The sequence below is a fragment of the Spiroplasma endosymbiont of Megaselia nigra genome (assembly GCF_003987485.1).
Taxonomy (GTDB): Bacteria; Bacillota_I; Bacilli_A; order Mycoplasmatales; family Mycoplasmataceae; genus Spiroplasma.
Map to the genome: position 1 here is coordinate 1 of NZ_RCOO01000262.1, position 1,297 is coordinate 1,297.

A 1,297-nucleotide genomic window follows, 5' to 3' on the forward strand; every position below is an offset into this window, starting at 1 on the left:
GCTAGAACCTTATATATTTATAAAATTAATAATCTCGTTAAGACAAAGCAAAAACCAACCTTAAACTACTCTCAAAATAGCGTTAAAATCGGTTTTATTGACAAAGATGAATATATTAAAATAACAGGTTATGAAATTAGCGACTTTAATTTTAAATTACAAATTCAACAAAATACAACAGTACAAGATAATAGTACAAGTTATGTAATGATTGATGAAAAAGATATTTTAATTAATGATGTTACAAAGCTAGACAAAGAATTTATAGAATCTTATGATTTAAAAATAGTTTCTATCAATGAACCAATTAGTGAAGACAATAAAAATGAATGCTATATAATCGAAGAATACAAACGCCCTTATTCACCTGATGGTGTTGACATTATTAAATCCACTCATTTAGTTAAAATAACTGACTTTAAATGAAAAAACCAAAATAATATTCATTTAGTTTTACAAAAATCATTACCCGAAGACACAGTATTTACTGGGGTTGAAATTAAATACCCTAAATCAATGTTATTTGGAAATATTAAATGTTGAGGAAATGTGAATGGTGTTTATTCTTATCCATCATCAATAGTTGAAAACGCTAGTCTAGTACCATTATTATCAATGCCGATTGAAACAAATCCTAATCTACGAATATTTCAATATTGATTTACTGAAAGTTTTTTACCGTGAAGCATTGCAAAAAACTATATTCAAGGTAAAGATATATTAGGTTTATTAGATGTTAAAGAATTAAATATTGTTTTATTAAATTATCTAACATATCGTTATAATTATGATAGAAAATTTCAGGGTGCAAAATATGATGAAAAAGGTAACCCCTCTAATAAAGCCGCTGAATTACGCCAAAAATTCGAAGGGCAAAAACCCGAAGATGTAATTGATGGTTTATTTGAAAACTGAAAATTAGATAATTATAAATTTTTAAATGATAATGCCGTAAAAAGATTTAAACAAATTATTTACATGTTATCAAACTATACATATAGTAAATACGCAATTAATAAAGGTTATAATGATGATGTTAAATTATTTGCTCCTTATTATTTTGAATTAATTTCAACTCCTAATAAAATAGAAGATGGTTATTGAGAATTTAAAGATTGTAAAGTACTATTAAATTCATCATATTTTAATTTTTTTGGTGGACCTACTCCATCTAAAAATTATTGAAAAGAAGTTAAAGCACAAGAAAAACCGTTTAATGAAGTAGATAATAAATGATATTTTGTGATATGGCATGGTAATGGAACTGATGATTGAAAAATTATTAAATTTAAATATG

The 1,297-nt window shown here is 24.8% G+C and carries 1 pseudogene; it reads left to right on the forward strand.

The window, feature by feature from the left end:
• Window positions 1–1,297 (forward strand): annotated as a pseudogene (locus tag D9R21_RS07665) (hypothetical protein); the annotation flags it as partial.